At 59.7% G+C, this 23,302-nt stretch carries 22 protein-coding genes and 1 other RNA gene; 14 read left to right on the top strand and 9 right to left on the bottom strand.

Annotated features, from left to right (window positions below; all coding sequences use genetic code 11):
* The first annotated feature begins 378 nt into the window (after positions 1-378).
* The 4 genes from ACVWZF_RS03905 (at position 379) to ACVWZF_RS03890 (ending at position 3,465) form a co-directional block, all read left to right on the top strand.
* The gene (locus tag ACVWZF_RS03905) at positions 379-1,407 is read left to right on the top strand and encodes a rod shape-determining protein (RefSeq protein WP_414419661.1); all 1,029 of its coding nucleotides are present in this window, start codon (positions 379-381) and stop codon (positions 1,405-1,407) included.
* A 67-nt stretch (positions 1,408-1,474) separates the two neighbouring features.
* Positions 1,475-2,227 (top strand): rod shape-determining protein MreC, encoded by a 753-nt coding sequence (gene mreC, locus ACVWZF_RS03900; RefSeq protein WP_011434053.1) that lies wholly within the window; start codon positions 1,475-1,477, stop codon positions 2,225-2,227.
* A complete protein-coding gene (gene mreD / locus ACVWZF_RS03895) occupies positions 2,205-2,849 on the top strand; it encodes a rod shape-determining protein MreD (RefSeq protein ID WP_011434054.1) in 645 nt (214 codons plus the stop codon). Before mreC ends, mreD begins: the two co-directional genes overlap by 23 nt.
* A gap of 388 nt (positions 2,850-3,237) precedes the next feature.
* Positions 3,238-3,465 (top strand): indolepyruvate ferredoxin oxidoreductase subunit alpha, encoded by a 228-nt coding sequence (locus ACVWZF_RS03890; RefSeq protein WP_011434056.1) that lies wholly within the window; start codon positions 3,238-3,240, stop codon positions 3,463-3,465.
* 198 nt (positions 3,466-3,663) lie between these two features.
* Here the strand turns inward: ACVWZF_RS03890 and ACVWZF_RS03885 are convergent, their stop codons facing one another.
* On the bottom strand, positions 3,664-4,188 hold the full coding sequence (locus ACVWZF_RS03885) for a YIP1 family protein (protein WP_041436767.1): 525 nt from the start codon (positions 4,186-4,188) through the stop codon (positions 3,664-3,666).
* Positions 4,189-4,274: 86 nt separating this feature from the next.
* Between ACVWZF_RS03885 and ssrS the strand changes: the two genes are divergently transcribed.
* Positions 4,275-4,461, top strand: a non-coding RNA gene (gene ssrS / locus ACVWZF_RS03880) — 6S RNA.
* A 65-nt stretch (positions 4,462-4,526) separates the two neighbouring features.
* Here the strand turns inward: ssrS and ACVWZF_RS03875 are convergent.
* The 3 genes from ACVWZF_RS03875 to ACVWZF_RS03865 all read right to left on the bottom strand — a co-directional run bounded on the left by ACVWZF_RS03875 (position 4,527) and on the right by ACVWZF_RS03865 (position 6,519).
* Entirely contained in the window at positions 4,527-4,721 is a 195-nt protein-coding gene (locus tag ACVWZF_RS03875; protein WP_071818172.1) for an IS630 transposase-related protein, read from the bottom strand.
* Between the two features lie 324 nt (positions 4,722-5,045).
* The gene (cbiB, locus tag ACVWZF_RS03870) at positions 5,046-6,074 is read right to left on the bottom strand and encodes an adenosylcobinamide-phosphate synthase CbiB (protein ID WP_457410883.1); all 1,029 of its coding nucleotides are present in this window, start codon (positions 6,072-6,074) and stop codon (positions 5,046-5,048) included.
* Entirely contained in the window at positions 6,064-6,519 is a 456-nt protein-coding gene (locus ACVWZF_RS03865) for an Rrf2 family transcriptional regulator (RefSeq protein ID WP_011434059.1), read from the bottom strand. The genes cbiB and ACVWZF_RS03865 overlap by 11 nt, the downstream gene beginning before the upstream one ends.
* Before the next feature lie 219 nt (positions 6,520-6,738).
* Here ACVWZF_RS03865 and rsmI point away from each other — a divergent pair, with 219 nt between their 5' ends.
* Together rsmI and rppA are read left to right on the top strand one after the other, a co-directional pair.
* Complete coding sequence (gene rsmI / locus ACVWZF_RS03860; protein WP_011434060.1) at positions 6,739-7,728, top strand: 16S rRNA (cytidine(1402)-2'-O)-methyltransferase; 990 nt, start codon at positions 6,739-6,741, stop codon at positions 7,726-7,728.
* Positions 7,729-7,756: 28 nt separating this feature from the next.
* Positions 7,757-8,458, top strand: coding sequence for a two-component system response regulator RppA (rppA, locus tag ACVWZF_RS03855; protein WP_011434061.1), 702 nt, complete (start codon positions 7,757-7,759; stop codon positions 8,456-8,458).
* A 184-nt stretch (positions 8,459-8,642) separates the two neighbouring features.
* Here the strand turns inward: rppA and atpD are convergent, their stop codons facing one another.
* The gene (gene atpD / locus ACVWZF_RS03850; protein ID WP_011434062.1) at positions 8,643-10,076 is read right to left on the bottom strand and encodes a F0F1 ATP synthase subunit beta; all 1,434 of its coding nucleotides are present in this window, start codon (positions 10,074-10,076) and stop codon (positions 8,643-8,645) included.
* A 190-nt stretch (positions 10,077-10,266) separates the two neighbouring features.
* Between atpD and ACVWZF_RS03845 the strand changes: the two genes are divergently transcribed.
* From ACVWZF_RS03845 to ACVWZF_RS03835, 3 genes are all read left to right on the top strand, one after another.
* Positions 10,267-10,929 (top strand): GerMN domain-containing protein, encoded by a 663-nt coding sequence (locus ACVWZF_RS03845; protein ID WP_457410882.1) that lies wholly within the window; start codon positions 10,267-10,269, stop codon positions 10,927-10,929.
* Positions 10,930-10,939: 10 nt separating this feature from the next.
* On the top strand, positions 10,940-11,707 hold the full coding sequence (locus ACVWZF_RS03840; RefSeq protein WP_457410881.1) for an MlaE family lipid ABC transporter permease subunit: 768 nt from the start codon (positions 10,940-10,942) through the stop codon (positions 11,705-11,707).
* An 86-nt stretch (positions 11,708-11,793) separates the two neighbouring features.
* Positions 11,794-12,825, top strand: coding sequence for a succinate dehydrogenase/fumarate reductase iron-sulfur subunit (locus tag ACVWZF_RS03835; protein WP_457410900.1), 1,032 nt, complete (start codon positions 11,794-11,796; stop codon positions 12,823-12,825).
* On the opposite strand, the gene ACVWZF_RS03830 is transcribed toward ACVWZF_RS03835, so the two are convergent.
* Complete coding sequence (locus ACVWZF_RS03830; protein WP_414329706.1) at positions 12,822-13,928, bottom strand: peptidylprolyl isomerase; 1,107 nt, start codon at positions 13,926-13,928, stop codon at positions 12,822-12,824. The genes ACVWZF_RS03835 and ACVWZF_RS03830 overlap by 4 nt on opposite strands.
* A gap of 891 nt (positions 13,929-14,819) precedes the next feature.
* On the bottom strand, positions 14,820-15,698 hold the full coding sequence (locus tag ACVWZF_RS03825) for a vWA domain-containing protein (RefSeq protein WP_187147239.1): 879 nt from the start codon (positions 15,696-15,698) through the stop codon (positions 14,820-14,822).
* Between the two features lie 447 nt (positions 15,699-16,145).
* On the opposite strand from ACVWZF_RS03825, the gene ACVWZF_RS03820 reads away from it, so the two are divergent.
* Positions 16,146-16,856 (top strand): hypothetical protein, encoded by a 711-nt coding sequence (locus ACVWZF_RS03820; protein ID WP_011434070.1) that lies wholly within the window; start codon positions 16,146-16,148, stop codon positions 16,854-16,856.
* 39 nt (positions 16,857-16,895) lie between these two features.
* On the opposite strand, the gene tyrS is transcribed toward ACVWZF_RS03820, so the two are convergent.
* Positions 16,896-18,137 carry a tyrosine--tRNA ligase gene (gene tyrS / locus ACVWZF_RS03815; protein WP_011434071.1) on the bottom strand — a complete coding sequence of 414 codons (1,242 nt, stop codon included), beginning with the start codon at positions 18,135-18,137 and terminating at the stop codon, positions 16,896-16,898.
* Positions 18,138-18,339: 202 nt separating this feature from the next.
* Between tyrS and ACVWZF_RS03810 the strand changes: the two genes are divergently transcribed.
* The 3 genes from ACVWZF_RS03810 to ACVWZF_RS03800 all read left to right on the top strand — a co-directional run bounded on the left by ACVWZF_RS03810 (position 18,340) and on the right by ACVWZF_RS03800 (position 21,548).
* Complete coding sequence (locus tag ACVWZF_RS03810; protein WP_457410879.1) at positions 18,340-20,328, top strand: transglycosylase domain-containing protein; 1,989 nt, start codon at positions 18,340-18,342, stop codon at positions 20,326-20,328.
* Entirely contained in the window at positions 20,325-20,684 is a 360-nt protein-coding gene (locus tag ACVWZF_RS03805; RefSeq protein ID WP_457410878.1) for a hypothetical protein, read from the top strand. The genes ACVWZF_RS03810 and ACVWZF_RS03805 overlap by 4 nt, the downstream gene beginning before the upstream one ends.
* Before the next feature lie 264 nt (positions 20,685-20,948).
* Positions 20,949-21,548: a superoxide dismutase gene (locus tag ACVWZF_RS03800; RefSeq protein ID WP_457392986.1), complete on the top strand. Its 600-nt coding sequence runs from the start codon at positions 20,949-20,951 to the stop codon at positions 21,546-21,548.
* 97 nt (positions 21,549-21,645) lie between these two features.
* Here the strand turns inward: ACVWZF_RS03800 and ACVWZF_RS03795 are convergent, their stop codons facing one another.
* Complete coding sequence (locus ACVWZF_RS03795) at positions 21,646-23,289, bottom strand: serine/threonine-protein kinase (protein ID WP_011434075.1); 1,644 nt, start codon at positions 23,287-23,289, stop codon at positions 21,646-21,648.
* Positions 23,290-23,302 lie beyond the last annotated feature (13 nt).

Genomic DNA, 23,302 nt, shown 5'->3' with positions numbered 1-23,302 from the left:
TCGGGAGGATGTCACTCAGCTCCAACACCACGCGAGTCTGGGTGGCGATGTCGGATCCACCGTCTTGCCCTCCGGATCCAGGGCCAATGTGCCCGAGATGTAGAGGGTATTTTGCCCACCTTCACGCCGGGAGAATAGGGGGCGATGGCCGGATAGCCGGCTGGAGCAATGGCAACCTTAGGCACGAGGGATCCCGAATCACAACAGGATTGCACCTTAGCGGCGAATTCGATCTTCCACAGCTGGCTGGGATACAGCCATAGCCGGTTTCTCTGGAGCAGATTCCCACTCTTCGGGGGAGATTCTCTTGCAGAACTAGACTATAGTAGGTACCAAAGCTTGCTGCTTCTTCCCAAATCAAGACTGGAGCGACTTACCGTGGGGTTATTCAGCCGATTTTCCCGTGATATGGGCATTGATTTGGGCACTGCCAACACGCTGGTCTACGTGGCCGGGCGAGGCATTGTCCTGCAAGAGCCCTCTGTGGTCGCCATCGACCAAAACACCAAGCAACCCCTGGCTGTGGGGGAAGATGCCAAAAAAATGTTGGGCCGTACCCCCGGCAACATTGTAGCGGTGCGTCCTCTGCGAGATGGGGTGATTGCCGATTTCGACACGGCGGAGATGATGCTAAAACACTTCATCCACCGCGTACACGAGGGCCGGTACCTGATTGCTCCCCGCATTGTGATTGGGATCCCCAGCGGTGTGACTGGGGTGGAGCGACGGGCGGTGATGGAAGCCGCTCTCCAAGCTGGGTCGCGGGAGGTGTATTTGGTGGATGAGCCGGTGGCAGCAGCAATCGGGGCCGGGCTGCCGGTGCAAGAGCCCACTGGGAACATGATCATCGACATTGGCGGCGGCACCACTGAGGTAGCCGTCCTCAGTTTGCAGGGGATCGTGCTGAGCGAGTCCGTGCGGGTAGCGGGAGATGAGCTGAGCGAGGCCATCGCCCAGTACATGAAAAAGGTTCACAACCTCACCATCGGGGAGCGCACCGCTGAAGAGATCAAGATTCGGATTGGCTCCGCCTACCCAATTCAAGAGGAACTGACCATGGAAGTGCGCGGGTTACACCTGCTCTCGGGTTTACCCCGTACCGTCACGGTGAAGAGCACCGAAATTCGCGAGAGCATGGCCGAGCCCCTCTCGGTGATTGTGGAAGCCATTAAGCGCACCCTGGAGCGCACTCCACCGGAATTGGCTGCCGACATCATCGACCGAGGCATCATGCTGGCCGGGGGAGGAGCCTTGCTCAAGGGTCTGGATGCCCTGATCAGCCATGAAACCGGGATCTTGGTTCACATTGCCCCGGATCCCCTCAGTTGTGTGGTGCTGGGTACAGGGCGAGTTCTAGAGGATTTCAAAACCTTGGGTCGAGTGTTGAGCGGCAGCTTCAAGGGCTAGAGGCGCTTCTCCCTCTCCCTGATTTCCTGATTTGAGGTGTGAGTCGAGTGGGTCGGAGAGGTATTGCTTGAATCGGCTACGCCAATGGTGGAGGCGCTACGGCTTGGGGTTACTCCTGTCTGCTTTGGCGATGGGGGTAGCATTGGGCCTGCGCCAAACCCAGGGATCCCTATTGGTGGAATTGTACAGTTGGATCACTGCTCCAGCCCGTCCGCCTGTGGATCCCGCTGCGGTGCTCAGCCAGGCCGCTAACCGTGAGCTGCAAGCCCTGGTAGCCGAGTTGCAGTACCAAAACCGCGAGCTGAAGCGACTGCTGCAATTTACCGAGCAAATGCCCCAAGCGGGGATCCCGGCAGCCGTGGTGGGTCGCAGCGCCGATCACTGGTGGCAACAGCTCACCCTCAGCCGCGGCAGCCGGCATGGAGTCAGGGTGGGAGATGTAGTCATGGCGCCGGGCGGGTTGATCGGGCGAGTCGAGTCGGTCACGCCCAACACCAGCCGAGTGCTCCTGATCAGCGATCCCACCAGCCGTGTTGGGGTGATGTTGAGTCGCAGCCGACACATGGGCATCCTGAGGGGTACGGGCACCCAGAGCGCCATTTTGGATTTTTTCGACAAGGCTCCCAAAGTAGAGGTGGGGGATGTGGTGGTGACCTCGGGCCTGAGCAGCTTTTACCCAGCCGGGGTGGTGGTGGGAACGGTTCGAGCGGTCAACTTGGATGCCAGCCCTGCCCCCCAAGCCACTGTCGAACTGTCGGCGCCGCTGGGCCTCTTGGAATGGGCCTTGATCTACCGCTATGCTCAACCCTCTGATTCTTAAGCTCAAGTCTCACCTCAACTGGGTGGTGACTGCCCTATCAGGATTGCTGGCAGCAGTGGCCCCTTGGTGGCGCGGGCCGGGCTTGGAGCTGGCAGGCTTAACCCCAGATTGGCCCTTGATCTGGGTGGTGTGCTGGAGTGTGCGGCGTAAAGCTTGGCAGGGAGCTGTTGCCGGGGTCACCCTGGGTTTTCTGCAAGATGCGCTGACCAGCCCTTGTCCTACCCATGCGCTGGGGCTGGCCGTAGTCGGGATCCTCACCGCCAAGTTGCAAAAACAACGCTACATGCAAGAAGACTTTATCTCGGTGGCCTTGATCGTTTTTGGTATGGTGGTGATCGCCGAAACCTTGATGGCACTGCAATGGATGTGGCTCGTGGCCTCGCAGGGATCCGATGACCTGGATCCAGCAGGAACGCAAACCTTGCTGGATGGATTGGAGAACTCCCTTCGGTTTTTCGGCAACATTGGTGGCGATGGCCCCCGTTCTCTGGAGAGCATCTGGTGGAACCATCAACGCAATGCCCTCACGTCTGCTATTTTAAGTAGCCTCTGGGCACCCGCTTTGTATTGGCCCCTCAGCCGTTGGTGGCAGTCTCAAGAGCGGGATCCCAGAGAGATTTAGCCCCTGTTTTATGCCAAATCATCCTATCTTTCGGTTAAAACCCAGGTCACAGCAGAGTATGTCCCTTGCCATTTTTGGCAAGAGAGAACTCTCGAGGCGGTGGGAGCCCATTTGCCGGCTCGCTCCGGCATTCTACTTCTTTTGCATTGGCGCTGCGCTGGTCAGAAAAAGCGACGATCTGGAAAACTTCTCGTCGGGGGGGAGCAATTTTGGCCTAAAATGAACCCCAGGACTGGGATATAAGCCCCATCTTTTTCAGACAGCTTTGGGCTAATGTCGCGCATCTCAATCAAAAAGTCAAAAGCATAGGAAGCGCAGGCGACGTCAAGGCTGACCTTGTGGCAACTGCACTTAGAATTTGACTTAGAGCAATCATTGGGAGGGATCCATGCCGCATACAATTGTCACCGATATCTGTGAAGGTGTGGCCGACTGTGTAGAGGCTTGCCCTGTTGCCTGCATCCACCCCGGCGATACCAAAAATGCCAAAGGCACCGACTACTTTTGGATTGAGTTTTCCACCTGCATCGACTGTGGCATCTGTTTACAGGTCTGCCCCGTAGAGGGCGCTATTCTGCCGGAGGAAAAGCCGCATCTGCAGCGAGTGCCCCGCTAATTCCAGGGAAGCATCCCTGGCCACACGCCGGGATTCAACGAGAATTACAATCATTTCAATTCCAACCAGGACGCTGCACCCACACCTAAAGCCCTGGTCGCATCGTCGCGTCAGCGTTGCGGAGCAACAATACGCAGAACCAGAAGGCTTTTCTTGGTAGCCCAGGCGTCTCACCCTAACCTGAAACAACTATAAGCTTTAGCCCAAGGAAGCCAAAGCAACGACGCTGCTGGTCAGCCAGCTCAGGGCCAAGATCCCCCCCAGGAAAGCCAATGGGATCAGGCCCAGCAGCCGCCACCACTCCAAATCCAGCGCTACAGCTACTGCCCGCACCTGCCAAACCACAAACCACAGCAGAGCTGACAAGCCCAGCAGGGATCCCACCACCCCACCCAACGATTGAGCAGGCCCCAGCAGCAGCCACGGCAAACCGGCAAACCCCGTCAAGCACAGCAGCGCTGAAAAGGAAGGGACAGCCCGACCCAAACAAAAGGCCAGCAATTGCAACACAGCCGCCAAACCCACCCAGCCCAGGGATCCCATCAGCACCGCCAGCACCATGCTCGGCAGGCTTACCCCAGAGCGGCGAATCGCATCCAGGACGTTGAGCAGCCCCACCACCCCAAAGGCTTGCCAGAGAACAGGCTGTTCCCGCAACGCCCGAAAGGTGCGCTCCGGCAGAAACCAAGCGCCGTAGATGTTGTCTAACCAGGAACCAAGCATGGCCAGCAACCCGTCAAGCTGTCTTTTATCCTAGCCCTTGGTGAGCACTTGACGGGCACACCCCAAAAATGGGGTATGATTGGGAGAGGATTCTGCGGCGTTGGTGACTGCCGTTATGTTTTTGCGATCTATACCCTTCGACAATTAGGATGGGAAGTGGATGTGAGAGCAGTAGGCCAAACTTGATTTGGAAACTATCGACAATCATCCCCGGTATCCTATACTGGATTTTCCAGGTCGAAAACCACGGTAAAACGGCGCAACAGTATCCTCAAAAAAGCCCTCGAAAGGGGGCCTTTTTGTTGTTTGGATATTGTCGGATATTGTCAATGCTGCAGTTAATGGGTATTGCTCTGGCGCTGGGCTCCATCCTTTAGTCGAGCTTCTGGGCACTGGTCTACGTCTTGCTGCAGGGCAGCCAAGTCTGTCTTTCGCTTGCGGGTCTTGACTTTTGTTGTCGTGAGGTCTGCTCGGCTCAGCCAGCGATAAACGGTTGCACAAGTGACATAACTCCCGCACTCATGCTGACGCAAAGCGCTCCGCGCCGCTAAAGCGAGAGAGTGCGAGCTTCAAGGACTCCGTCCCGCTGACGCGAAAAGGACGGGATGCCCCACCGCCCTGTGCTTGATATCTGTAGCAGCTGCTGTTTTTATCATCGTTTATTTCAGCGGTTCTAGGTTCACGGCAGGTTGACAGCAGCTACGGTTTTTGTTGCCGCCGATCTAGTTAGCTTTGCTAACTCTACCTCAAGTTCTGGGGGAAGTTGCGCCTGTGGAGATTCCTCTGCCGGGGTTGAGTCAAAAGCTCAGCTAGGTAAGGGTCGTAGAAGCAGGAAGCAACCGGTTGTTTAGTTCATCCTAGGGGGTGAAATAAACGACCATGAGTTGCAGAACGGTCAACAGGAGAGTTGCTCCCACCATCAAACTCCCCCAAATCCATACAACCTGTCGCAGCAGTCCCAAGCTTTCCCGCACCACTTGCGGGGTCAAGGGGCGAGCTGGGATCCCCAATTTGGGTTTCACCTTCGGGATCCCCTGATAGAAATTGGTTCCCCCCAATTGGATCTGCAGCCGCCAGGCAAAAGCCGCTTCGCTCCACCCGGAATTGGGGCTGGGATCCGCTTGCGCGTCCTGACGACACCGCTGCCAGAACCCCCAAGGATCCCGGCTGAGCAGCGCCAGCGTGAGCACCGTCAGGCGGCAGGGCAGCCAAGTCAGCCCATCCTCACAGCGGGCCGGCACCGTGCCCAAATGGGTGAAGGGGGGATGGCGGTAGCCCACCATCGAATCCAGCGTGCTGCTGGCCTTGTAGGCCAAGGCCAAGGGTGCCCCTCCCAAGAAGGCGTAGAACAGAGGGGCAGTTGCTCCGTCGGGAGTATTTTCGGCCACCGTCTCAATCAGCGCCCGCAAAATCTCCGATGCCGTCAGGTGCTCTGTATCCCGCCCCACGTAGCGGCTGAGACGTTGACGGGCCTCCGGCAGATCCTCTTTTTCCAAGGGATCCAACACCTCCAAGGCGGCAAAGCGCAGGCTGCGCCCTCCCAGACAGCTGGCCATCAGGATCACCTGCACGAGGATCCCTGCCCAGGGGTGGATGGTATTGCCGATGGCGACCAGTCCCCAGCCCACGCCGTAGGATCCCCCCACCAAAGTTAGGGTGAGAACTGCCCCGCCCCACTGTTGTGCTCGCGGAGTTGAGCAGTGCTTGAGGATATAGCCTTGCCCCCAGGCAATAACAGCCCCCATCACCCGCACCGGATGAGGCCAACCCCAGGGATCCGCCAGCAGATAATCCAAAGCCAAAGCTGCCGCCAGCACCAGCCCGGCAGTCGGTTGGGCCGGAAAAAACAGCGATGACTCCATCCCGCCAGCAGGCTCAAACCACAAATCCACTCTCCTGATCCTGAGCCGCCTGCCAGCTCCGAACATCAAAATACAGATCTTCCAAGGTGGTTTCCTCCAGCACCTGCTGCACTTGCCGAGCGATCCGCTTCCACAGGGCTTCCGTCACCCAGTCCAGCCGCTCCGCCGAATACACGGCTGTGGCGTCAGAACTCTCCACAAGAGGATCCAAGGATTCTCCCACTGCCGCCAAAATGGCGCTGATCGGGATCCGCCGCGGCGCCCGTGCCAACCGGTAGCCTCCCTGGGCCCCCCGTTGGGAACAAACCAAGCCGGCCTGGCGCAACTCAATCAGCAACTTTTCCAGGTAGGGAGCTGGGATCCCCTGTCGCTGAGCAATGGCCCGCACCGAAGCCATTTGCCCGGAGCCGAGCATCGCCAGATCCAACAAAGCTTTGATGCTATAGGTGGCCCGCGTTGTCAAGCGCACCGGGATCCCTCTCCGCAGCACTTCTCGATCCTGCCATAGGACTCCGTCCCGCTGACGCGAAAGGACTCCGTCCCGCTGACGCGAAAGGACTCCGTCCCGCTACCGCGAAAGGCAGATGCTTGGGTATCGGGGCACCGGCCAAGAGAGGTTAATCTGGGGATCCGAGGTGATCTCCAATTGTTGGCAGCAAGCCCTTGGAGCGGAGAATAGGTTATCGGGATGGAACACCCCACCGCCAGCCTTTATTTGGTGGCTACCCCCATCGGCAACCGCGAAGACATCACCCTGCGGGCGCTGCGGGTTTTGCGGGAAGTGGACTGGGTGGCGGCAGAAGATACTCGCCACTCCGGCCAGCTTCTTAAACATTTTCAAATCTCCGCCCGCCTCATCAGCTATCACGAGCACAACGCTGCCCAACGGATCCCGCAACTCCTGAAGTATCTGTCGGCGGGCCAGTCGGTGGCCCTGATCAGCGATGCCGGCACTCCTGCCATCTCCGATCCGGGAGAAGAGTTGGTGCGCGCCTGCATTCAGGCCGGGATCCCGGTGATCCCTGTGCCGGGGCCGGTAGCTGCTGTTGCCGCCTTGACCGCTTCGGGCCTGCCTACAGGACGATTCGTGTTCGAGGGATTTTTACCTCTTAAACCCAGCCAACGACAAGCCCGCCTGCGGCAGTTGGCCCAAGAAGAGCGCACCGTCGTTCTCTATGAAGCCCCCCATCGCCTGCGCCAAACTCTGCAGGATCTGCTGGATCACTGCGGCCCAGAGCGGCAGATCGTGCTGGCGCGGGAGCTGACCAAGCTGTATGAGTCCTTCTGGCGGGGATCCCTGGCAGCAGCTCTGGAGCACTGCGCTGCTCAGCCGCCCCGAGGGGAGTTCACCCTCTTGCTTGAGGGATATGTGGGTGCCGTTCCCAGCCCTAACCCTGCCAGAGGCGGGACGGAGTCCTTGAATGGGCGGGGAGACAGTGAATCGGAAGCGGAAATTCGTCAAGAAATGGCCCGATTGCTGGCCGAAGGCCTGTCCCGGTCTGCAGCCAGCCGCCGGTTGGCCCAGCGTCTGCAGGGATCCCCCATCTGGACGCGGCGCCGCCTTTACAATCTATCCTTGCAGCTTGAGCCGCTCCCCAGTTCTGGCGGGACGGAGTCCTTTTCTGAGTACGTCAGCGCTCCACATTGTTTCCAAGACAACAGCGAGACCGAGTCCTGAGGTGTTCGCGTTAGCGGGACGGAGTCCTATGGCACGGATTTTATTGGTGGACGATGAAGTGGAGTTGGCCGATTCTCTGGCCCAGCAACTGAGGCGAGAGGGCTACACGGTGGACGTGGCCTACACGGGGGGGCGAGCCTGGGAACTGCTGCAAAAGACGGGATCCCTGCCCTACAATCTGCTGGTCTTGGATTGGATGTTGCCGGAGCTCTCCGGGCTTTCCCTCTGTCAGCGGGTACGGCAGGTGGATTGCACCACCCCTATCCTGTTTCTGACGGCCAAAGATACCCTAGACGACCGGGTGGAAGGGCTGGATGCCGGGGCAGATGATTACTTGGTGAAGCCGTTCGAGCTGCGGGAACTGCTGGCGCGGGTGCGGGCCCTCTTGCGGCGAACCACAGGTACTGGAGAAGGGATCCCTCGCCTACAGATAGGGGATTTGGAGCTGGATCGGGAGAACCAGGTGGCCTACCGGCAGGGGCGGATGATCCACCTCTCCCAAAAAGAGTTTCGCCTGCTGGAGTACTTCATGACCCACCCCGGCCAGTTGCTCACCCACGACCAGATCTACGAGCAGGTGTGGGCCGGAGAGGATCCCCCCAGCAGCAACGTCTTGGCAGCCCAGGTGCGCCTGCTGCGGCGCCGCCTCAGGTTGCCCGGGGCAGCAGAATTGATCCACGCCGTCTACGGCAAGGGCTATCGCTTCGGGCCTGTCGCCGGGGATCCCTAGCAGCCGTCCCACCTGTAGATAAAACCAAGGCTCCCCCGAAAAGAAGGAGCCCTGCCGGGTCTGGGGAGCGCTTTCAGTCAGCAATGCCACCAGGGCGTTCCCCCCTTCAACCCTGGGGAGCCCAGTCGCCGCGCTATCGGCAACTCCCCTCTCCTCCTGTGGGAAAGGGGCTGGGGGTGAGGGATCACTTGGACTTGAGCTTCTCCGCTTTCTCGATGGCCTCTTCGATGGTGCCCACCAAGTAGAAGGCTTGCTCCGGCAGATTGTCCAATTCCCCCGACAAAATGCGCTGGAAGCCCTTGATGGTGTCTGCCAATTTCACATACTTGCCGGGGGAGCCAGTGAATACCTCCGCCACGAAGAACGGCTGGGACAGGAAACGCTCGATGCGGCGGGCGCGGGCCACCACCAGCTTGTCCTCTTCCGACAGCTCGTCCAGCCCCAGGATGGCGATGATATCTTGCAGCTCTTTGTAGCGCTGCAGCGTTTGCTTCACTGCCCGGGCGGTGTTGTAGTGCTCTTCGCCCACAATGTCCGCCTGCAGGATGGTGGAAGAGGAATCCAGGGGATCCACCGCCGGATAGATACCCTTGGCTGCCAAGCTGCGGGACAATACCACCGTCGAGTCAAGGTGGGCAAAGGTGGTTGCTGGGGCCGGATCCGTCAAGTCGTCAGCAGGCACATACACCGCCTGCACCGAGGTGATGGATCCCTGTTTGGTAGAGGTGATGCGCTCTTGCAGGTTGCCCATTTCGGTAGCCAAGGTGGGCTGGTAACCCACCGCCGAGGGCATGCGGCCCAACAGCGCCGACACTTCCGACCCGGCCTGCACAAAGCGGAAGATATTGTCGATGAACAGCAGCACGTCCTGCTTGTTAACGTCGCGGAAGTACTCTGCCATGGTCAGGGCAGTCAGGCCAACCCGCATGCGGGCACCCGGTGGCTCGTTCATCTGGCCATAGACCAGCGCCACTTTGTCCAGCACACCGGATTCTTTCATCTCGTTGTAGAGGTCATTGCCCTCGCGGGTGCGCTCTCCCACGCCCGCAAACACCGATAGGCCAGAGTGCTCCTCAGCGATGTTGTGGATCAGCTCCTGGATGAGCACTGTCTTGCCGACGCCGGCACCGCCAAACAGGCCCACCTTGCCCCCCTTTTTGAAGGGGGCCAGCAGGTCAATCACCTTGATGCCGGTTTCAAAGGGCTCTGGCTTAATCGTCAAATCGACAAGTGGAGGCGCACTGCGGTGGATGGGGGCAAATTCTTGGGCTTGAACGGGCTCTCCTTGGTCAACCGGCTCTCCCAGCACATTGAAAATGCGCCCCAGGGTGGGCTGCCCGACCGGCACAGTAATCGGAGCGCCCGTATCCACCACCGGCATGCCCCGCACCAGGCCGTCGGTCGAGGACATGGCCACCGCACGCACGCGGTTATCCCCCAAAAGCTGCTGCACCTCAAAGGTGACGTTAACCTTCAGGCCGCTTTCGGTTGTGCCCTCCACCTTGAGGGCATTGTAGATTTCGGGCAGCTTGCCGCTGGGAAACTCGGCGTCGATCACAGGCCCAATGACCTGAGTGATGTAGCCAACATTGGTGGCAGTAGCGGTGGCAGTAACCATGATTGAGGCTCAGCTCCTTGTGTGCTCAGTTATCGACTCAGCAATGCCGGGTGTAAATCATTATCATCATACAAATAAAGGGATCCCAGTTGCTGCCGCACTTTTGCCTGTCCAGCCTATGGGGGATCCCCGGCAGAGTGGGCTTTTCTTCGCTACCCTAGAGCTAGGTTAGAGAGGGGGATCGCCAGCGATGAGCCACTACGGAGGCCGTACCGCACAGCTCAGCTCCGTCAGGTTGGGAGGACGGCGTCGCTGCCCACGTCGCGGCCGGGCCCTGCAATTGGGGATCCTTGGCTTCTTGCTGGGGTTAGGGGTGATGGGGGGAGCTTGGTGGTACAGCATCGGGCCCCGGCAAACCCTTTCCCTGTATTGGCTGACCAGTGCTGACAACTCTATTGACTACGTGCAGCAGGAGCGCAGGGTTCGCGCCTTTGACACTCAAGAAGCCATCCGCCTGGCCTTGGAGGAGCTGATTGCCGGCCCCCGGGATCCCCACCTCACCACGGCCATTCCCCCCCAGACGCGGGTGTTGGATGTGCGGGTGGAGGGCGACGATATTTTCCTCAACTTCTCCCCCGAATTCACGCAAGGGGGGGGATCCACGGCGATGATGAGCCGGATTGCGCAGGTGCTCTACACCGCCACCAGCCAAAACCCCGGCGCCCGGGTTTGGATCTCGGTGGAAGGCCGTGCCCTAGAAGTGCTGGGGGGAGAGGGGCTGATCCTGGATCAACCCCTGACACGGGCCTCGTTTGTGCCCGGCTTTCAGCTGCCAGCGGAGCCGGCAACCCCGAAGGACTCCGCCCCGCTAACGGGGTCGCCAAAGCGTCGCCTAGCGATAACGGCCTCTTGAGGCGGAAACCATGAACTGGTTCCAGCGGGTGGGCAGCAGTTTTCTCCTGGCCGGCCAGGTGATTTTGCATCTGATGCGGGGCCGTATCCATCGCCGCAACACCCTGGATCAGTTGGCGGCGGTGGGTCTGGAGTCGCTGCTGATTGTTTTGATTACGGCGGTGGTGATCAGCGGCGTTTTCACCATCCAGTTGGCGCGGGAGTTCATCAACTTTGGCGCTTCCTCCCTAATTGGGGGAGTTTTGGCGATTGCCCTTGCCCGCGAGCTGACACCGGTGGTGACGGCGGTGATCTTGGCCGGACGGGTGGGATCCGCCTTTGCCGCCGAGCTGGGCACCATGAAGGTCACGGAGCAGATCGACGCTCTGCTGTTGTTACGCACCGATCCGGTGGATTATCTGGTGATCCCGCGGGTGCTGGCTGCGGGGCTGATGCTGCCGGTGCTCACCATCCTCTCCCTGCTGACGGGGCTGGTGGGGGGGATGATCATCTGCGCTTCGGCCTACAACATCTCTCCTGCAGTGTTTCTCAACTCGGCGCAAACCCTTCTGAGCTCCTGGGATTTGCTCGTCTGTTGTTTGAAGGCGATGGTGTTCGGGTCTTTGATCGCCATTGTCGGCTCCAACTGGGGCCTTTCCACCAGCGGGGGAGCCAAGGGGGTGGGTCGCTCCACCACCGATGCGGTGGTTACGGCGTTGCTGGGCGTGTTTGTCACCAACTTCCTTATTTCTTGGCTGTTGTTTCAGGGGCCGGGGAGCGCCCTCAGCCGCGCGTTGTAGCCACTTCTGCTGTCCCGTTAGCGTTGCGGAGCAATAGGGAGAGAGCTAGGATGGGATCCCCTTTCCCTTCAGCGGTGCAGAGCACTTTGCGAGTAGAATTTCAGATTTTCCGACAGTTGCCGCCGGAGCCGCCCCGCTGGCAGTCCTTCTGGCTGGAGACATCCCCTGGCGCCACCATTCTCGATTGCCTCAACCAGATCAAGTGGGAGCAGGATGGCAGCTTGGCCTTCCGCAAAAACTGCCGCAACACCATCTGTGGCAGTTGCGCCATGCGCATCAACGGTAGGGCAGCCTTGGCTTGTGGCCGACATGTGGGCGAAGAGCTGGATCCCCGCAGCCCCCAGCCGCAGCCTATTCGCATCGGCCCTCTGGGAAACCTGCCCGTTCTGCGGGATCTGGTGGTGGATATGCAGCCCTTCTGGAACGATCTCAGCCGGGTGGATCCCTTTGTCAGCACGGCGGGGCGACGCATCCCGGAGCGAGAGTTTTTACAGCTGCCTGCCGAACGGGAGCATCTCAACGCTGCCGGTGGCTGTATTCTCTGCGGAGCCTGCTATTCCGATTGCAATGCCAAAGAGGTGAACCCAGAGTTTGTCGGCCCCCATGCTCTGGCCAGAGCCAACCGCCTCGTCCAAGACAGCCGCGACAGCCAACGGGAACAACGCCTGCAGGCTCTGGATAGCTTGGCTGGTGTCTGGGGCTGTACCCGCTGCTGGAACTGCAACAGCGTCTGCCCGATGGGCGTGGCACCTCTGGATCAAATCACCGAACTCAAACAGGGGATCCTCTCCCGCCATGCAGACAAGACCGCTGCTCTGCCCACCGACCGTTCCCGCCAGCACGCTGTTCGCGCTATTCGGACGGAGTCCTTGCCCATAGCCATCCGCCACCGCAAGACTCTGGTGCAACTGGTGCGCTCCGGTGGTTGGATAGATGAGCGCCGCTTTGCCCTGCAGGTGGTGGGCCGGGATCCCAAAGGGCTGCTCAGCTTGGTGCCTTTGGGTCTGCGCCTGTTGGCCAGGGGCAAATTTCCCTTTCGCTTCCAGCCCTCTTCAGGGGCGGCGACGGTACGGCGGCTTATCGACACGGTTAGGCAGGAAGGAAGGGATCCCCTCTAGGCTCCAGTTTTGAGGTTGTCTTGGCCGGAAATCAATCTGGCACTCAAAATCCGATCCCCCACTTTGATGTGGCGCAGCACCTCCGTTCCCTCGGTAACGTAGCCGAACACCGCATAGCGGCCATCCATCAGGTTGAGCCCAGCGGGGGTGAGATCCGGTTCGGCCATGAAGATGAAAAACTGGGAAGAAGCGCTGTTGGGATCGTCGGGATAGCGGGCCATGGCCACCGTCCCTTCGGCAGAAAAAGGCAAGGCCGGCTCCACATCCCACAGGCCCATCTGATCAAAAGTTTGGCCGTAGCGGGGCATCACCTCGCCTTTGGCGCGAATCTCCATGGGGATGGTGCGAACCTTGCCCGTGGCCGGATCCACATAGCCATCGGCAGGGCCAGGGGGATCCCCGGCCTGCGCCAGGAAGAAGGTCTCCACCCGGTCAAAGGTCAGGCCATCGTAGAAGCCCCGCTGCACCAGGTCAGCAAAGTTGCCGGCAGTGATGGGGGCGCTGTAGCCATCTAAGGTGATCACCATGCGCCCGGCAGTGGTGTTTAGCTCCACCTCTGCCCGCCCCAAGAGCTGAGGTTTGTCGGCATACTCAGCAGGCACTGTGTAGGGGAAAGCCCCCACCCAGTTGTTTTCGAGGGATCCCAACTCGTCCACTAGACGGTCGTAGGCAGCGCGGGCCTCTTCTTTGCCTTTGGATTTGCGCTCGCTGGCTTGGCCGATCACCCGCAACTGCTCCCGCAGCGCAGCCATCTGTTCAGAGGCTGGGGTCACCCGATCCGGGGGCAAGCCGGCCAGCAGGGAATCTCCATAGCGATCCAAGAGGTGCTCTACCTGGCGCACATCTCCCCGCACTGCCGACCAGCGGTTGTACTTCAGGTCGGCGTCGATTTTGGAGATGGCCTCATCAATTTCCAGCAGCTTCGTTTCCTGAATAGGCAACGCCCGCCGCAAGAGGGTACGTGGATCGGTAATGGCATCCCCCTGGGGCAGAGCCAAGGCCGGGATCCCCCAGAGCGCCACCCCGCAGAGCAGAGCAGCTACGTAGAGGCCAATCCGGCAAAGGGATCCCCATTGCCAAAATCCTTGGGCACGCTGCGTCATGGTTCCTACCGACTGCAAAACCACTCCTGTCTCAGCCTGACATCCCACCGTCACAGGCGGCAAGCGCTGTCAGACCTCGATTGAGATTTCAACGACTGGCGTGCTCCACCCGGGGGAAAGCCGTCATCGCTACGCAACGCTTTTGCGACCGCAATAGCGGGACCAACTTCTCCAAGGGCATGGCTACACGGCTCTGATACATTCACGCTGAACTCCCCTGAACATGGTTCAGGAAAGAAGCGATCGCATCCTGCCTATCTCTGAGCAGGAAGGCGGTATCCCGCAAAGCCCTGAGGAATACCCCCCGAGCGCTTTCCCCCTTCACTTCCCGGCAACCGTTGCGGTGGACTCAAGGATCAGGGGGAAACTTGGTCTACTATATCCCTCTCAATGACTTTTGCCAAACCGCCTAAAGCTCAGTAAATTCAGCAAAGTTCAGGGTTTTGGGGGTTAGAGGCATGCTCCTACCTAGTTGGTTGGCGTCGGTGTTGGCGTCGGTGTTAGTGTCGGGGTAGAGGCAGGAGTGGGTCGAGGTGTCGGAAAGTCCGTCGGTGCAGGAGGTAGGGGCACCGGAATGCGGAGGCGGCAGGGTTGATCCGATTGATCGCCTTCTGGGGCATAGCAAACGCGAATGAGATCTTCCACAAAGCGAAGCTGATTAAAAGTGACATACTCCCATCACTGACCCTACAGGTACAGCGTGGGCTTCGCGCTTCATCGGGGAGCTACTGCAAGAACCCTCCACGCGCAGACACGGGATGTCCCACCGCGTAGCTGTACCAGATTCCGGCAACGCCGTTTTGTACAGCCATGTTGATTATGGCACAGGATATATACGCCTTTCATCCCGACCCTCCTGCTGTTGCAGAGAGTGCGGGGCTTCCCGGCGGTTTAGCTAAGTTGATCCGCAAACCGTGCCAGCACAAAAGTCCCCTCAGTAGCTGCAGCCAGACGCTGTAACTCCAGAAGATTCAAATCGACCCCCAACCCAACCACATACACGGTGAGTTTTTGTCCTCGCTCTCTGGCCAAAGTTGTCAGCTCCTGAGTAGCTTGGTTGATGGAGCGGGTGCTTTCGTTGTCAATCCCATCGGTGAATACCACCAAGCGGCGGTTGAAACGCTCGGTGGGCCGAAAGTCGCTCAAGAAACGCCCGGCTTCTACCGTGGCATCGTAGAGGGCAGTGTTCCCCCCCGGAACAGCGCGCAAAACGCCTCGTCTCAGCAGCTCTTTGTCGCCGGTGAAGTCCTGCAATAGCTGAGCTGTGCGCAGAGGCTGCCCCAGGGCTGTAAGGCCAAAACCTGCCCCCCGGTTGTCAAAGCGCAGAATGGCGCCCAGATCCAGGGGTGCAGGGCGAAATTGATCCAAGAGCCGAAAAACAGCCAGGAAGCGCCGAGATTGGGGATCCAAAACCAGCAAGCTGCCTGAGCCATCCATCAGCACTGCCATGAGCAAAGGCCGCTGAGGCAGATCCGGCGGGGGGTTCTCGATCCGGGTGGGTGTCAGGGTCAAGGTTACCGGCTGCGGGATCCCTAGCAAATCGGTTACCCGGTTTACCTGCAGGCTGACCTGACTGGCAGAGAGCTGGGTTATTGGTTGGGGCGGATCCCCGCCTTGCAAGAGGGCGATGTTGAACTCCATTTCCCCTTGTGTGCCAGAAAAGGAGCGGGTCAGAGCCCCATTGAACGTCAGGCGAGCTTGGGATCCCACAGCAGACGGATCAATGCCTGTACCGCCGGAAGAGCCACAGCCGACAAGGCAGCTTCCCACGAGCACCAGGAGAAGCAGCCAACCAGCTTTTTGGCTTTTTACTTGACCGGGCTGTATTTTTACAGTCATTGCAGCTGCCAGTGCAAGCATAGTGGGGTGGCATGAAAGTAGGGAGTTACAATACCACCCAGTAATTCCGAAAGCTACTGTAGCGCTTGGTGTAGGCGTAGAGATTTTTACTGCAGTTAGAGGATCTCGAGTTCATCTTTTTTCACAATGCGAGCACAGCGGGTCTCAGCTTTGAGCCTAGTAGGGCGGCTAAAGCCTGTCTGCTCCGAGAATTGCTTCGAGATAAAGACCCCTTTGTTTTGCCACTTGTGGCAAGCGTTCTCGCTGACCAATTGTCAAATAAGCCGGCGCTCTCCTCCGTGGCCTATAGTTCATAGCAGCTCATCAGTGCAGGTGTAAGCTCTAAAAGGATCCCCTGGGTGAGGAGGAGAACTGAACATGGCGGCAAAGCAACTCAAGTTCTATTGGAGCCCCCAACACCAGCTCTTTAGCTGCGATGGCGCCAAGTTGGAGGGGCACGGCTACATCCAAACCAACCCCTCCCATGACCTGGTTCACCTGCTCATTGCCGCCAACGGCAACATGCCCTGGCAGCCGGTGGAAAGCCGCGAGCAAACCTGCTTTGCCGAGTACAACGCGGTAATGCTGGAGCATCTGCTGGTGAACTGTTTTAATGCAGGAGCACTGGGATCCCTGCCTGCCCAGCAGATCATCCCAGAGGCGCGGAAGTTCTTGCGGTGGTTTGTTTCAGAACATTACGCCCCTTTTCCGGTGTCTGAAGAAGAGGCTTTTCGTCGCTTTGCCGAGCACCTGGATATTGAGCGCATTGTGCGTTTGTTCCCCTATTTTTACAGTTTGCGAGCTTGGGAATGCTTCAGCCCCGATTACCGCGCCGAGACCTACGATCTGGAGTTCACCTCCGAGGATGATCCCGTTCGAGAGGCCCCGGAATGGGCGGCGGATCCCAACATTTTGGAGACTCAGGAGCTGGTGCGGCAAAAGCTCTCTGAGGCAGTAGCCGAGGCGGGCTCGATCCGGCCCAAACCGGAGCCCGTTTTCCCGCCAACTTCGTCAGCTTCTCCTCTGTCCGATCCCCCAGCCAAGACCAGGCAGAAAAAAACCGGACTCGGCTTCAAGCCTGCCCGTTGATGGATCCCCTCACCCCTTTCCCGCAGGGAGAGGGGAAGACTAATCTGCGCCTTTCACTAGCCGACGAAAGGCCTTTTTGCCCACCTGCAAAATCCGCCCGGCCAGCTCCGAGGCATGGGCAAACTCCAGGTCGGGATCCTCCACCTTTTGCCCATCCAGCCGCACGGCGCCCCCTTGAATCTGCCGACGGGCCTCGGCGGCACTCTTGCACAGGCCACACTCACGCAGGATGTAGCTGAGTTTAACAGGGTAAGACAACCCATCGATGGCAAAGGTGGGGATGGATCCCGTTTCGGCAAGAATACCGTCTAGCACCAGGGCTTGGGCGGTGCGCTGGGCCTCTTCTGCCGCTGCAGGGGAGTGAAACTGGGCCACTAGGGTCTTGGCTAGGAGGATCTGCCGCTGGCGGGGATCCTGCGGCAGCTCGGCAAGGGGCACTGAGGTGAGCAACTCAAAGTAGCGCTCCACCAGGTGATCCGGCACCTTCTCCAGCTTGGAGTACATGGTGAGGGGATCCTCAGTCAGCCCCACGTAGTTGTTTTTGGACTTGGACATTTTCTGGTACCCGTCCAGCCCCTCCAAAAGCGGCACCGTCAGGCAAAACTGCGGCGCTTGGCCCTTCCAAATTTGCAGATCCCGACCGGTGAGCAGGTTAAAGCGCTGGTCGGTTCCCCCCAGTTCTACGTCGGCTGCCAGAGCCACCGAGTCGTAGCCCTGCAGGAGGGGATAGAGAAATTCGTGCAAGTATACCGGCGTCCCGGCTTGGTAGCGCTGGGCAAAGTCTTCTTTGGCCAGCATCTGCCCCACCGTCATCTGGGCCTGGAGTTCGATCAGCTCGCTGAGAGTCAGGTGGGCCAGCCACTCGCTGTTGCGGCGCACCTCCAGCCGGCCAGGGGTCTCAAAATCCAAGATCTTGCCGGCCTGCTCCAAGTAGGTGCGGGCGTTTTCCTCCACTTCTGCCGGGGTGAGGCGGGGACGGGCCTCCGATTGGCCGGTGGGATCCCCTACCAGAGCTGTGAAGTCCCCAATGAGCAAAATGGCCACATGGCCCGCATCCTGAAACTGCCGCAGCTTGCGCAACACCACCGAATGCCCCAGGTGCAGATCCGGTCGGGTGGGATCGATGCCCAGCTTCACCCGCAGGGGACGATCCGCTTGCGCCAAGCGCTCCGCCAGGGCAGCAGCTCCTCCTGGAAAGATCTCGGCCACTCCCCGCTCAACAATTTGGGCTATCAACGGATCCCGGTACGCTGGCGAAACTGAGGCTGACGATATACTCAAATCCTGCTCCTCCGGCTGAACCCATGAGCCATTTTAAGCCCACGCAAAAGATGCTCGATTCTCAACTCAAGATCTTCTCCCCCTAGCCCGGTTGGAGTTGTCGATGGGCAGGGTTGGCCATCCTGCTGCCCCAATAGACGCCGCCCTATAATGGGTCTGGCTTGTTGTTGCTTTGCAACACGGACGTGACAGGGTTTTTGACGTGACCTACGGTCGCAGACCATTGGCCCGCCGGGCGAGAAAGCCGGGGTTGGAGCGTTTCTCCAATTCCCCCTTTTCCCGATCGGGGTTTGACGAGCATGCCGACTATACCCCACCCACCCGCCCCTCCCGGATTGCCCAGGTTGCCGGTGTGGTGGGCAATCTGTTGCTGGGATCCCTGCTCTTGGGATCCACGGCAACGGCTGCCGGATTGGTGGGGCTGGCCATTAGCTTTCGCAACTTGCCGGACGTGCATCAATTGCGGGATTACGTGCCCATTGCCACCACCCACATTGTCGATATTCGGGGCGAGCCCATTGCCAGCCTACACGGGGAGGCCAACCGGGAAGTGATCTCCCTTGAACAGGTCTCGCCGGAGATGAAAAAGGCCTTGCTGGCCATTGAAGACAGCCACTTTTACACCCATCCAGGCATTAATCCGGTCAGCTTGGGCCGGGCGATCCTAGGCAGTGTGGAGGGGGGTATAGGCTCGGCGGGGGGGGGATCCACCCTGACAATGCAGTTGGTCAAGAACCTGTTTTTGAGGCCGGAGCGTACCCTCAGCCGTAAAGTCGCCGAGATCGTGTTGGCGGTGCGCCTAGAACAGGTCTTCAGCAAAGACGAGATCCTGGAGATGTACCTCAACCAGGTGTACTGGGGGCACAATCTCTACGGCATCCAGGCGGCGGCCCGCAGCTACTTCAACAAGGATGCGGCGGAACTGAACTTGGCGGAAGCAGCGATGTTGGCCGGGATCCTGCCGGCCCCGGAAATCCTCAGCCCCTTTCGCAACCTGGAAGGGGCCAAGCGACGGCAGCGGCTGGTGCTGGATCGCCTGGTGGAGCTGAACTGGGTTACCCCGGAAGAGGCCCAGGCGGCACGGGAGCAAGAATTGACCTTGGGCCGCATCACCTCCTTCCAGAGCAACGCCCCGGCGGTTACCGACGCCATCGAGGCGGAGCTGCGGCGCCGCTACGGCGAACAAGCCCTACTGCAGGGAGGGCTGCGGGTGCAGGCCACCATCGACCTGCGGCTGCAACGCCTGGCAGAGCGCATTGTCAACGAAGATGGGCCCCGCATCGGAGCTGCTCGCCGGGCCGACCAGATGGCCCTGGCGGCGGTGGATCCCCGCACCGGCTATGTCAAGGCCCTGGTGGGCGGCATCAACGCCCAACGGGGCCAATTTAACCGCGCCACCCAAGCCTTTCGCCAAACGGGATCCACCTTTAAGCCCTATGTGTACTACGCGGCTCTGGCTACCGGCCGCTACGGGCCCAACAGCATCCTCTACGACACTCCCATCACCTATCCTGGCTCGCCTCCCTACAGCCCGAAAAACTACGACAACACCTTCTACGGCCCCCTCACCTTTGCCCGCGCCTTGGAGCTCTCCCGCAACGTGCCCACCGTCAAGCTGGCAGATGAAGTCGGGATCCGCAACGTCATCGCAGCGGCTCAGGCCACCGGCATCAGTGCCGAGATGTTTCCCAACTTGGCTACAGCTCTGGGCTCGGCCAGCGTCAGCCCCCTGGAGATGGCGGCCAGCTATGCGGTCTTTGCCAATGGCGGATATCGGGTGGAGCCGACCCTCTTGGCCCAGGTGGTGGATCGCAACGGCCAAATCCTCTTCGAGGCCAGGCCTCAGCCGCAGCGGGTTTTGGATCCCTGGGCGGTGGCTACGCTCAACCAAATCCTCAAAGGGGTGGTGACCCAAGGCACCGGGAGGGCAGCTCGTCTGGACGATGGGCGACCTGTAGCCGGCAAAACCGGCACCACCTCTGATTTCCGCGACGCTTGGTTCATCGGCTATGTGCCGCAACTGTCTACCGCCATTTGGATTGGCAACGACAACAACTCCCCCATGCTGCCCGGCACCGCCGGCGGGGCCTTTGTTGCCCCCACCTGGAAGCGCTTTATGACTGAGGCTCTGCAAGGGATCCCACCTCAGGACTTCCCCAGCCCGCATCAATTTCCCCCTCCCCGACCATGACCTACAGCGAGGAGCGGCTGGCGCGCATCGAGCGCACTGTCGAGGCCAACGCTCAGGCCATCGCCCAACTGGCCCGGCAAAACCAAGAGCTGATGCAAACCATTGCCGGCACCGAGGAGCGCATTGCCAGAGCCGAGGAACGCATTGCCAGAGCCGAGGAGCGCATTGCCAGAGCCGAGGAGCGCCTCGAGGCCGAGGTCAAACGGTGGGACGAGCGGTTTTTCCAGCTCAGCCGCGATACCCTCAACTTCACCCGCAATGTGGTTACCATTGCCGCCATCACGGCAGTTTTGATCCCCCTGCTCAGGGATGTCGCTCCCCTGCTGATCGAGCTGCTGCGGGAGGGATCCCGTTAGCGCTTTCCAGCCGGGACGATCTCGCTTTTCCAACCGCTGGCCAACAAGTGGTTATCGGCAATTGCGCTGAGACAGCCGCGATTCCACCTCTCTGGGGTCGAGCAGGGTTCCAACCGGAATCGAGGTGTCCAAGGGATCCCAGCGCGTACTGATTCTGAGTTACACTAAGACTGCAAAGAAAGGTAACGCCTTTTTCTGGTTATCCTGACCCTTCGCCGCGTTCTTTCTTGCATTCCTTGCACAAGACACAGAGGACAGACGATTATGGCTTTTGAACTCCCGGCTCTGCCCTATCCTGCCGACGCGCTGAAGCCCTACATGTCGGCAGAAACGTTTTCCTTCCACCACGGCAAGCACCACGCGGCCTACGTAGCCAACCTGAACAAGCTCATCGAGGGCACCGATCTGGCCAACAAGTCTCTGGAAGAAATCATCAAGGCCACCTTTGGGGATCCCAACAAAGCGGGTATCTTCAACAATGCTGCCCAAGTTTGGAATCACACCTTTTTCTGGGAATCCATGAAGCCAGGCGGGGGAGGTGCGCCTACCGGGCCTATTGCCGACAAGATCAACGCCGACTTTGGCGGCTATGACAAGTTTGCAGAAGCCTTCAAGACGGCAGCCGCCACCCAATTTGGCAGCGGTTGGGCCTGGCTGGTGCTGGACAACGGCACCCTGAAGGTCACCAAAACCCCCAATGCCGAAAATCCGCTGGTTCACGGTCAAACGCCCCTGCTCACCTTGGATGTGTGGGAGCACGCCTACTACCTGGATTACCAAAACCGGCGGCCTGACTTCATCAGCGCCTACCTGGAGCACCTGGTGAACTGGGATGCCGCCAATGCCCGGCTGGCTGCCGCCTGACTCCACCTGTTCTGGGATCCCTTGACGGGGGATCCCATCGAAGACTAGCCCTATGTCTCTGTTTGCGAAGGGATCCTTGGGGATCCCTTTTTTGCGCCTAGTCTTTCCCCAAGCGTTCTCGCTCCTCGCGCAACCGCTCCAGAAAGCCAGGGGTGGGAGGTTGGGTTGGAGGGGCTGCAAGGGGAGCAGAAGTTGGAGCAACCCGGTTCACTTGGGGAAACAAAGGTTGATTGATGGGCTGCGGCGGGAGAGGTTTGGCTGGGACAGGGGCTGGAGAAGGTGGAGCAGGGGGTGTGGGCACTGCAACCGGTCGGGGTGGAGGCACAGCAGGGGCTGGAGGAGGAGGTGACACCTGCTGAGTTGGAGCAGGGGGCTGAGGGGTAGAGGACACTGCCTCTGGAGTTGCCGCTGGCCTGGGTGTGGGCTCGCTTGCGGACTCACCGATTCCCAGATCTGGGGCGGGATCATCCTCAAACACCGGTTTGCCCTCCGGATCCCGCGGCAGCCAGTCCAGCAGGGGTTCAGGAGTGGCTGAGGGATCCCGCTCAGGGTGCTCTGCACCGCCGACTGGAAGGGGGCGTTCGGGGGCAGCAGGCGGTCTTTCGCTGCCTGGGCCCGGATCCAACAGCAGACGCAGGCCCCAGAAGGTGCTCCCCGCAATGACAACAAAAAGGGCTATCCCAGCCCAGAGGGGAAACGGCTTGGCCTCGGGCTCTGCCTGGGTACTGAGCAGGTGTGTGCCCGACTGCCCTGCATCCACCGCCGCCAGGGTGCGCTCGGAGAAGATGGGTGCGGTTGGGGGGGGCGCGAGGGAAGAGCTGGCAGCGCTCTGGGAGTGCAGGGATCCCTCCAATTGGGCGCTGAGAACCTTCATATCTTGGGGCCGCTGGTCGGGATCTTTGGCCAGACAGGAGAGCACCACCTGTTCCAGCTCCAGCGGAATCTCATAGGGCAAATTCGAGCGATCGAAGGGCTGAGGCTGTTGGTAATTGTGGGCCTCGTACCAGCCGGGGAAAGAATCGCTCTTGGGTCGCAGAGGTTGTTGCCCGGTCAACATGCGGTAGAGCACCACGCCAAACGAGTAGATATCCGAGCGGGCATCCAGGGCTTCCCCGCGCACCTGTTCGGGAGAGGCGTAGCGCACCGTACCCAAAAAGCCGGTGGTCTGGGTGCCAAGGGCAAGGGAAACCTCGCTGAGCAGCTTAGCAATGCCGAAATCCAAGATTTTGACGGTTTCCCCCAGGGTTTCATCTTTCAGGACGAAGAGGTTGCTGGGTTTGATGTCGCGATGGATCACCCCCTTGATGAGATGGCCATCCTGCTCGGTCTCTAGGTTGTGGGCGTAATAGAGACCGGCACACACTTGGCGGGCAATCCTCACCACCTGTTGAGGCGGCAGCACCGGCTGCTTGAGCATCAGCTCCCCCAAACTGCGCCCCGTCAGGTATTCCATCACCAGGTAAGGTTGGTCGTTCTCTAGGCCATAGTCCAATACCTTGACAATGGCAGGGTGCTCCCCCAGCAGCGTGCTGATGCGAATTTCCTGCTGAAAACGTTTGTGCAACTGGCGTCGGGTGTTGTCATCGCCTGCTAAGTTTTGGTGCAACAGCTTGACCGCCACCGGACGGTTGAACAGGCGCGTATCGACAGCCTTGAACACCCGCCCCATGCCACCTGCTGCAATGCTGTGAACCAGTTGATAGCGCTGGCCGATTACTTTTCCAGGAGCAAGCTGGTGCATAGGCAGCCTAGGA

The sequence above is a fragment of the Thermostichus sp. OS-CIW-30 genome (assembly GCF_054060215.1).
This window is presented reverse-complemented; position numbering and strand designations above follow the sequence as displayed.

What these genes read in the sequence shown, in the direction of transcription:
- mreD (WP_011434054.1), top strand. Translation starts at nt 2,205, where the DNA reads ATGCTCAACCCTCTGATTCTTAAGCTCAAGTCTCACCTCAACTGGGTG.
- ACVWZF_RS03890 (WP_011434056.1), top strand. Translation starts at nt 3,238, where the DNA reads ATGCCGCATACAATTGTCACCGATATCTGTGAAGGTGTGGCCGACTGT.
- ACVWZF_RS03885 (WP_041436767.1), bottom strand. Translation starts at nt 4,188, where the DNA reads ATGCTTGGTTCCTGGTTAGACAACATCTACGGCGCTTGGTTTCTGCCG.
- rsmI (WP_011434060.1), top strand. Translation starts at nt 6,739, where the DNA reads ATGGAACACCCCACCGCCAGCCTTTATTTGGTGGCTACCCCCATCGGC.
- rppA (WP_011434061.1), top strand. Translation starts at nt 7,757, where the DNA reads ATGGCACGGATTTTATTGGTGGACGATGAAGTGGAGTTGGCCGATTCT.
- atpD (WP_011434062.1), bottom strand. Translation starts at nt 10,076, where the DNA reads ATGGTTACTGCCACCGCTACTGCCACCAATGTTGGCTACATCACTCAG.
- ACVWZF_RS03845 (WP_457410882.1), top strand. Translation starts at nt 10,267, where the DNA reads ATGAGCCACTACGGAGGCCGTACCGCACAGCTCAGCTCCGTCAGGTTG.
- ACVWZF_RS03840 (WP_457410881.1), top strand. Translation starts at nt 10,940, where the DNA reads ATGAACTGGTTCCAGCGGGTGGGCAGCAGTTTTCTCCTGGCCGGCCAG.
- ACVWZF_RS03830 (WP_414329706.1), bottom strand. Translation starts at nt 13,928, where the DNA reads ATGACGCAGCGTGCCCAAGGATTTTGGCAATGGGGATCCCTTTGCCGG.
- ACVWZF_RS03820 (WP_011434070.1), top strand. Translation starts at nt 16,146, where the DNA reads ATGGCGGCAAAGCAACTCAAGTTCTATTGGAGCCCCCAACACCAGCTC.
- ACVWZF_RS03805 (WP_457410878.1), top strand. Translation starts at nt 20,325, where the DNA reads ATGACCTACAGCGAGGAGCGGCTGGCGCGCATCGAGCGCACTGTCGAG.
- ACVWZF_RS03800 (WP_457392986.1), top strand. Translation starts at nt 20,949, where the DNA reads ATGGCTTTTGAACTCCCGGCTCTGCCCTATCCTGCCGACGCGCTGAAG.
- ACVWZF_RS03795 (WP_011434075.1), bottom strand. Translation starts at nt 23,289, where the DNA reads ATGCACCAGCTTGCTCCTGGAAAAGTAATCGGCCAGCGCTATCAACTG.